The 8,305-nt window shown below is 71.5% G+C and carries 7 protein-coding genes; 2 read left to right on the forward strand and 5 right to left on the reverse strand.

The genetic code is table 11. The annotated features are described in order from the left end of the window. Positions 1-102 precede the first annotated feature (102 nt). The gene (locus NS283_RS15970; RefSeq protein WP_058597841.1) at positions 103-960 is read left to right on the forward strand and encodes a helix-turn-helix transcriptional regulator; all 858 of its coding nucleotides are present in this window, start codon (positions 103-105) and stop codon (positions 958-960) included. 18 nt (positions 961-978) lie between these two features. Here the strand turns inward: NS283_RS15970 and hisS are convergent, their stop codons facing one another. Then, positions 979-2,226, reverse strand: a complete 1,248-nt coding sequence (gene hisS / locus NS283_RS15975) for a histidine--tRNA ligase (protein WP_058597851.1) — start codon at positions 2,224-2,226, stop codon at positions 979-981. 93 nt (positions 2,227-2,319) lie between these two features. Continuing rightward, on the reverse strand, positions 2,320-2,913 hold the full coding sequence (locus tag NS283_RS15980) for a MazG family protein (protein WP_241492274.1): 594 nt from the start codon (positions 2,911-2,913) through the stop codon (positions 2,320-2,322). 285 nt (positions 2,914-3,198) lie between these two features. On the opposite strand from NS283_RS15980, the gene NS283_RS15985 reads away from it, so the two are divergent. Next, complete coding sequence (locus NS283_RS15985) at positions 3,199-5,871, forward strand: phosphoenolpyruvate carboxylase (RefSeq protein WP_058597843.1); 2,673 nt, start codon at positions 3,199-3,201, stop codon at positions 5,869-5,871. Positions 5,872-6,148: 277 nt separating this feature from the next. Here NS283_RS15985 and NS283_RS15990 read toward each other — a convergent pair whose 3' ends face one another. The 3 genes from NS283_RS15990 to NS283_RS16000 are packed head-to-tail and all read right to left on the reverse strand — an operon-like array spanning position 6,149 to position 8,059. Then, positions 6,149-6,748, reverse strand: coding sequence for a gamma carbonic anhydrase family protein (locus NS283_RS15990; protein WP_058597844.1), 600 nt, complete (start codon positions 6,746-6,748; stop codon positions 6,149-6,151). A gap of 31 nt (positions 6,749-6,779) precedes the next feature. After that, positions 6,780-7,406: a trimeric intracellular cation channel family protein gene (locus NS283_RS15995; RefSeq protein ID WP_241492273.1), complete on the reverse strand. Its 627-nt coding sequence runs from the start codon at positions 7,404-7,406 to the stop codon at positions 6,780-6,782. Next, positions 7,403-8,059 (reverse strand): trimeric intracellular cation channel family protein, encoded by a 657-nt coding sequence (locus NS283_RS16000; protein ID WP_058597845.1) that lies wholly within the window; start codon positions 8,057-8,059, stop codon positions 7,403-7,405. Before NS283_RS16000 ends, NS283_RS15995 begins: the two co-directional genes overlap by 4 nt. Positions 8,060-8,305: the final 246 nt, after the last annotated feature.

The following is an 8,305-nucleotide window of genomic DNA, read 5'->3' on the forward strand; positions in this document are numbered from 1 at the left end:
ATCCTGGTACCAGGAGTGCACTCATCCTGGTACTGGCACCACTCCCCTGCGGCGATTCGGCGCCGGCGGACCGCCCTATGATCACCGGAGAAGGAGGATGCCGTGACCCGATCCGATGACGCCCGCGCCGAGTTCGCGGGGTTCCTGCGCAGTAGGCGCGCGCGTCTTCGCCCCGCAGACGTGGGGCTGCCCGAGGGCACGCGGCGCCGTGTCGCAGGGCTCCGCCGTGAAGAGGTCGCCCAGCTCGCCGGTGTCGGGCTCACCTGGTACACCTGGCTCGAGCAGGGCCGGCCGATCGCGGCATCCAGCCAGGTCGTCGCAGCCATCGCGCGCGCACTCCGCCTGAGCGACGACGAGCGCGACCACCTGTTCGCCCTCGCCGATCTCCCTGTACCCGACCGAGGGGCGCGCCTGTGCGTGGGAGCGACGCACCTCGACCTGCTCGAGAAGCTGCTCCCCTACCCCGCGGCAGTCCAGACCGCGCGCTTCGACATCCGCGCGTACAACCGCTCGTACCGCTACCTGTTCGACGACCTCGACGAGATGCCCGCGGAGCGACGCAATTGCGCCGTGTTGCTGTTCACCGACTCCGTGTGGCAACGCGCGCACGTCGACCTCGACCACGCCCAACGGCGGATCGCCGCGCGCCTGCGCGCAGCGTACGGACGGCACCACGAGGAGCCGTCCTGGCAGCGCTTCGTCGCCGAGCTCGAAGAGGAGTCACCGCGGTTCGCCGAGCTCTGGCGTCTGGGCGACGTGGGCGGCGAGCGCAATGCCGTCAAGCACCTCGTGCACGCGCGTGTCGGCGAGCTGAACCTCGAGATGTCGAGCCTGTGGATCGACGACGGCCTCGGCTCTCGGGTGGTCTGGTTCTCACCCCGGGATGCCGATACGGCGGCGCGTCTGGAACGCCTCGCGGCCGAGAACCCGACGGAGGCGTTGATCAGCGCGGTCGCTTAGCCCCGTCCGCGCGTGCTCTCAGTTCAGCGGGCGAAGCTCCAGAGACTCGGCCGTGGTGTCCACCCCGACGCTCGCGAACGACGCATACCCGTCGGCGGCGGAGCGCTCGAGCAGCGCCTTCATGTTCTTCGCCCGCTGCTCGACGCGCACGCGCACGCCCTGGGCGATCAGCGCCGTCTTGAGCGCGAGCAGGGTGGAGAGCGGCACGTCTCGGTCGTGCACGAGGACGACGGATCGCTCGCCGGTGTCCGCGGCATCCTGAAGCAGATCGACGATGCGCTCGAAGCCGATCGAGAACCCGACCGCCGGGACGTCCTGACCGAGGAAGCGCCCGATCATGCCGTCATAGCGACCGCCGCCGCCGAGCGAGTAGTCGACGCTCGGGTGGGCGAGCTCGAAGATCGTGCCGGTGTAGTAGCCCATGCCGCGAACGAGGAAGGGGTCGAACACGAGAGGGGCGTCGGCGCCCCGGGCGGCAGCAACCGTCTCGCCGAGGGCGACGAGGTGCGCGATGACCTCGTCCGGGATGCCCGTCGGCAGGGCCGCGCGGATGCCGGCCTCGTCGAATGACGGGGCGCTCGAAGGGCGGTCGAGGTAGGCCGCGAGAGCATCGACGGCGCCCGTGGTCGCACCTCGATCGCGCAGCTCGGCGACGACGCCGGACGGCCCGATCTTGTCGAGCTTGTCGATCGTGATGAGCACGCCCGGACGCTCCTCGACGACGAAGCCGAACACGTCGAGCATCGCGTCGAGCACGCGGCGGTCGTTCACGCGGATCGACCCGCCCTCGAGTCCCAGGGCGTCGAGCACGTCGAGGCTCGCGGTCATCAGCTCGGCTTCGGCGCGTGCCGAAGCGTCGCCGATGATGTCGATGTCGCACTGCATGAACTGGCGGTAGCGCCCCTTCTGCGGCCGCTCGGCCCGCCAGACGGGCGCCATCTGGATCGCGCGGAACACCGTCGGCAGCTGAGCGCGGTTCGTGGCGTAGAACCGCGCGAGCGGGACGGTCAGGTCGTAGCGCAGGCCGAGGTCGGTGAGGGCTGCGGGGTCGTCGGCCGCGGCGCGGATCGCCTCGGCATTCATTCCCCGTTTGAGGATGCTGAACGACAGCTTCTCGTTGTCGCCGCCGAGCCCCGCGTGCAAACGCGAGTACTCCTCCATGACGGGGGTCTCGATCTCGTCGAAGCCGTGAGCGCGGTAACGCTCACGGATGACGGCGAGCACGCGCTCGCGACGGGCCTTGTCGGCGGGGAGGAAGTCGCGCATGCCGCGCGGCGGGTTCACGGATGCCACGGGTCCATTGTTCCAGGCTCCCGCCGGTGGCCCGGCTCAGGCTCGTCCACGCGGGGGCGATCAGGGCTACTCGGCGGCGCGCACGTCGGCGCGCAGCGCGCGCAGACGTTCGCGCAGGGCACGCTCGGCATCCCACCCGCGCTCACGCCCGAGCTGCACCAGAGCCAGCAGGGCATCACCCAGCTCGGCTTCGGAGGCCGGATCGGCGAGACGGTGGTGCGGAGCGGACACGCCCACCTGCTCCGCCTTGCCCATCATCTTCTGCGCCAGGGCGAGCGACGGCATGTGGTCGCTGACGCCGTCCAGCACGCTGGTGCGGTCGCTCTTCTCGGCGGCCTTCGCCGCGTTCCAGTGCACGAGCACCTCTTCGGGGGTGGAGGCCACGGCATCCGCGAACACGTGAGGATGCCGTCGCACCATCTTCTCGGTCAGCCCGCGAGCGACGTCGTCGATGTCGAACGGATCGTCGGGGTCGCCCGCGGCGATCTCGGCGTGGAAGAGCACCTGCCAGAGCAGGTCCCCGAGCTCCTCACGCAGGTCGGCGCGCGTGCCCGACTCGACGGCGTCGATGACCTCGGCGCTCTCCTCCACGAGATACGGGACGAGATCGCGGTGGTCGATCGTCCGCGTCCATGCGCAGCGCTCGCGCACGGTTCGCATGGTGTCGGCGGCCTGGCGCAGCGCGTCGTCGGTCACGGCGTCTCCCTCCCCGGCGGCGAGAACGCCGCTGTCCCGAGTATGCCCCGCTCGAGCATGCGGCGGACCGACAACGGACCGAACTCCGGAAGATCTCGGATGCCACGCGACGGCGACCGCAAAAACCCGCGGCATCCGTGCGTCGAGCGGCGAAAAGTCCGGAGTTCGACACGGCGGCGATGAACCGGACGTGTACCACTGTGTCCGCGCGTCATCTGCTCGACACGGGACGCCGATAATCTGGGGCGTGTGCGAGAACTGACCCCGACCGAGGCCATCGACCTCGTGGGCCGCTTCGAAGCCGGCCAGGAGCTGCCCGAACAGATGCGCGCCGACGTGCGCCTGCTCGGATCGCTCTTGGGCCGTGTGCTTCAGGAGAGCGGCTCCCCCGGACTGTACGACGACGTCGAGCGGCTGCGCACGGCGACGATCCAGGCCTACACGGACGAGACGCCCGAGGCGTTCGAGCGGGCCGCGGCGATCGCCGACGGCTTCTCGATCGAGCGGGCCGACGAGGTGGCCCGTGCCTTCACGGCGTACTTCCACCTCGTCAACCTCGTCGAGGAGCACCAGCGCGTGCGCATCCTGCGCGAGCGCGGCGACCGTCCCTCGCGCTCGGGCACGCCCGACACGATCGCGACAGCGTTCGAACGCCTGTCGGAAGAGGTCGGGGCGGACACCGCCCTCGCTCGCCTGCAGGCCCTGCGCTTCCACCCGGTCTTCACGGCGCACCCCACCGAGGCCCGCCGCCGCGCGATCTCGACCAGCATCCGTCGCCTCTCGGAGCTGCTGTCCGAGCACGACGCCGCCGCCGAGGGCGGCACCGAGAGCCGCCGTGCCGAGCGGCGCATGCTCGAAGAGATCGACACGCTCTGGCGCACCGCTCCCCTGCGCCGCGAGAAACCGTCACCGGTCGATGAGGTCCGCTCGGTCATGTCGGTGTTCGACGAGACCCTCTACACCGCGGTCCCGCGCGTGTACCGCCGCATCGACGACATCCTGCAGGGCGAGAACGCCGGATCGCGCGCGCCGATCGTGAAGCCGTTCGTGCGCGTCGGATCGTGGGTCGGCGGCGACCGTGACGGCAACCCGTTCGTCACGGCATCCGTCACCCGCAAAGCTGCCGCGATCGCGAGCGAGCACGTGCTCCTCGGCCTCGAGCGCACGACGCAGCGCGTGGGGCGCGGTCTGACCCTGGATGCCGAGACCACGCCGCCCAGCGACGCGCTGGTCGCCCTGTGGCACCGCCTGCGCGCCGCCGACGAGGACGCGGCGAAGGAGATCGCCGAGCGGTCGCCGGACGAACCGCACCGGCGCATCATGCTGCTCCTGGCGCGCAAGATCGCCGCGACCCGCACGCGCAACGCCGACCTCGCGTACCGTGACCCCGAGCACCTCCTCGCCGACCTGCGCGTCGTGCAGGACTCGCTCGTCGCCGCGGGCGCCGCACGTCAGGCGTACGGGGCGCTTCAGCGTCTGGTCTGGCAGGTCGAGACGTACGGCTTCCACCTGACCGAGCTCGAGGTGCGCCAGCACTCCGCCGTTCACCGCAAGGTGCTCGACGAACTGCGCGCGGGCGGCGAGCGCAGCGAGCAGACCGACGAGGTGCTCGAGGTCTTCCGCTCGATCGCCTACGTGCAGGAGCGCTTCGGCCCCCGCGCGGCCGGTCGCTACATCGTGTCGTTCACGCAGTCGGCCGAAGACCTCGCGAACGTCCACGAGCTGGCCTCCTACGCGATGGGCCCGGGCGAGGCACTGCCCGTGCTCGACGTCATCCCGCTGTTCGAGACGTTCGCCGACCTGCAGGCGGCGCCCGGCATCCTCGCCGAGATCGTCACGCACCCCTCCTTCGTCAGCCGACTGGATGCCACCGGCCGACGCCTCGAGGTCATGCTGGGCTACTCCGACTCGTCGAAGGACGTCGGGCCGGTCGCCGCGAACCTCGCCCTGTACGAGGCGCAGGCGAAGATCTCGACGTGGGCCGAGGCCGAGGGCATCGAGCTCACGCTCTTCCACGGCCGCGGTGGCGCGCTCGGTCGCGGCGGTGGACCCGCCAACTCGGCGATCCTCGCGCAGCCGCCGCACTCGGTCGACGGCCGCTTCAAGCTCACCGAGCAGGGCGAGGTCATCTTCGCCCGCTACGGCGACCCCGACATCGCGATGCGCCACATCGACCAGGTCGCGGCGGCCGTGCTCACGGCATCCTCTCCCTCGATCGAGCGCCGCAACCGCGGGGCCGCCGAGGCATTCGCCGATGTCGCGAAGACCATGGACGTCGCCTCGCGGGAGCGCTTCTTCGCGCTCGTGAAGGCGCCGGGCTTCGCGCCGTGGTTCGCCACGGTCACCCCGATGGAAGAGCTGGGTCACCTCGCGCTCGGCTCCCGCCCCGCGCGTCGGGGCCTGTCGGTCGAGTCGCTCGAGGACCTTCGCGCGATCCCGTGGGTCTTCTCGTGGACGCAGGCCCGCATCAACCTCGCCGGGTGGTTCGGCCTGGGCACCGCGCTCGACGCCGTGGGCGACCAGCAGCGCCTGCGCGACGCGTACGAGCAGTGGCCGCTGTTCCGCACGATGATCGACAACGTCGCGATGAGCCTCGCGAAGGCCGACGAGCGCATCGCCCGCCGCTACCTCGCGCTCGGCGACCGCGACGACCTGGCGCAGCTCGTGATGGACGAGATGCTCCTCACCCGCTCGTGGGTCGAGCGCATCACCGGCGGTGGTCTGCTCGGCAACAAGCCCGTGCTGCAGCGCGCGGTGAAGATGCGCAGCCCCTACGTCGACGCCCTGTCTCTGCTGCAGTTGCGCGCGCTGCGCGCGCTCCGCGACGCCTCGACCGAGTCCGAGACCCCGGATGCCGAGCACCAGCGCCTCCTGCTGCTGTCGGTGAGCGGTGTGGCGGCGGGTCTGCAGAACACCGGCTGAGCGGCATCCGCTCGATCCTCGGCGCGCCGGCTCCCCTCGTGGGGGTCGGCGCGCCGCTGTGCGGGGTGGGCATCGTGCCGTCAGGCGGAGGTCGGCCCCGACACACCGCCACGACCATTCTCGCACCGGCGTGTCGCCCCTGAACTCCGCGGGACGGCACACCCCGGGGTCCCCGTACCGTCACGCGGAGATCGGCCCCGACACACCGCCACGACCACCACCGAACCGGCGTGTCGCCCGCCAACTCCGCACGACGGCACACCCGGGCAGGTCGGCCTCAGTCGAGGCGACGGTCGCCGAGGTGGCGCGCGAGGCTGCGGCCGTACCGCTCGGTCAGTTGCACCATCAGGTCGGGGGTCTCGCGGTCGAGGCCGAAGACGTAGCCGGGGAAGTCGAGCTCTTTCTGCGCCGCCCAGATCTCGTCGTGCCGGTCCGGCGACAGGATCTGGAGCGGATCACCAACGGCGACCCATCCGATCGGCACCACCGTCTCGGCGGGGAGGACGGTGCGCAGGTGGACCACCGCGTTGATGCGCACCTCGCTGCGGTCGCCGATCTCCGCACCGTTGAACACGCGCGTCCCCGTCGCGAGGAACACCTCCTCGCCCACATCGGCGCCGGCGACGCTCGCCATCGGGCCGACCAGGGAGTGCGCCCCCACGTGCACGGGATGGGTCGAACTGGCCCGCACGAGGGCGTTCTCCATCACGATGACGTTCTCGCCCAGCACGATGGGACTGCCCTCGGACGTGAGAACAGCGCCGTGGAGCACCTGGCATCCGGCGCCGATCGTGACGTCACCGCTGATGACGGCCGTGGGCGCGACCACCGCGTCGGGATGGATGCGGGGCTCGGCCCCGAGGTGAGCGAAGCGCATGCGGTCAGCGTAGACCCGCGGGCGGCGGACGTCAGCCGATCAGCAGGACGGCCTCGCGGAGGCCGAACGCGAGGACGAACCCGACCGCGATCGACAGGTGCGCGCGGCGCGTCGCGAGGAGCAGGATGCCGGTGGCCAGGGCCCCGAGCGCGGCGGCGACGCCGTACACGCTCTGGGTGAGAAGCACGGGCGTGTGCCCGAGGAGCACGTCACGCACGACCCCGCCGCCGGTCGCCGCGACCACTCCGACCGCTACGACCACCCAGAGGCTCGCCCCGTGAGCCGAGGCCTTCTGCGCCCCGATCACGGCGAACAGGGCGAGGCCGACGCCGTCGAGGGTGAGGATCACCGTCGACGGGACTTCGTCGACAAGCGCCAGAAGCACGAAGGTGGCGACGGACGCGCCGAGAGCGACGACGATGCGGCTCGACGATCGAAGGGCGGCCGGCGGAAGATCTCCCAGGAGCACGTCGCGCAGGATGCCACCGACCACCGCGGTCACGAAACCGACGACGAGCACGCCGAGAAGGTCGAAACCCGCGTGCGCGGCGAGAGCGGCCCCCTCGACGCCGCGCACGGCCGTCGCGAGGAGGTCGAGAGTCGCGAACGCTCGGGCACCGAGCGAGGGCCGTCCGGAAAGGGGGCGAACCGACGTCACGTGATCCTCGGGAGGGACCAGCCCCAGATGACCGCGCCCAGCCGGAGCGCGAGAGCCACCGCGAAGCCGATCGCCAGCGAGAGCCGGGGACGTCGGGTCGCCCTGAGCAGGATGCCGGTGACGACGGCGCCCGCGGCGGCGGCGGTGCCGTAGATGCTCTCCGACAGAACGTACGGGGTCCTCGCCAGCAGCACGTCGCGGATGACGCCTCCACCGGTCGCCGCGAGGGTTCCGAGGATCGTCACGACCCAGAGGTTCGCTCCGGATGCCGAGGCCTTCTGCGCCCCGGTGACGGCGAAGAGGGCGAGGCCGATGGCATCCAGGATCTGCAGGGGCAGAACCGGGAACGCGTCGACGACCTCGATGAACACGAACGCGACCAGCGCACCGGTCAGGCCCGCGACGATGCGACTGGGAGTACGCAGCGCGGCGGGCGGAAGGTCGCCGAGGAGGACGTCCCGGAGCACTCCGCCCGCGAGCGCCACGATGAGACCCACCACGACGACGCCCAACAGATCGAAACCCGCGTGCGCGGCGGCCGCGGCACCCTCCAGACCGAACAGCGCCGTCGCCGCGATGTCGAGCGCATCGAACGCTCGGGCGCCGACCGTCGGGCGGAGGGCGTCCGAGCGGCGGGGCGCGAGGTCGTTCATGCGCTCATTCTGGCAGTGGCGCGGCAGGTGCCGGATTCGCCCTCCGGCGGCAGGACTCGGATGCGGCGCCGGCCGCGGAGGGAACGTGTCTCAGAGCGGTTCGCTGACGGCGCGCGCGGCGCGCTGCCCCACGACGCCCGCGCGCACCGAGAAGCCGATCAGCGCGGCGATCCCGGCGAGGACCACGACGGCGATCGCGGGCTCGCGCGCCGCTGCGGGCAGCGCCAACGCCGCCCAGGGCAGCAC

It is taken from the genome of Microbacterium testaceum, assembly GCF_001476285.1.
GTDB classification, from domain to species: domain Bacteria; phylum Actinomycetota; class Actinomycetes; order Actinomycetales; family Microbacteriaceae; genus Microbacterium; species Microbacterium testaceum_B.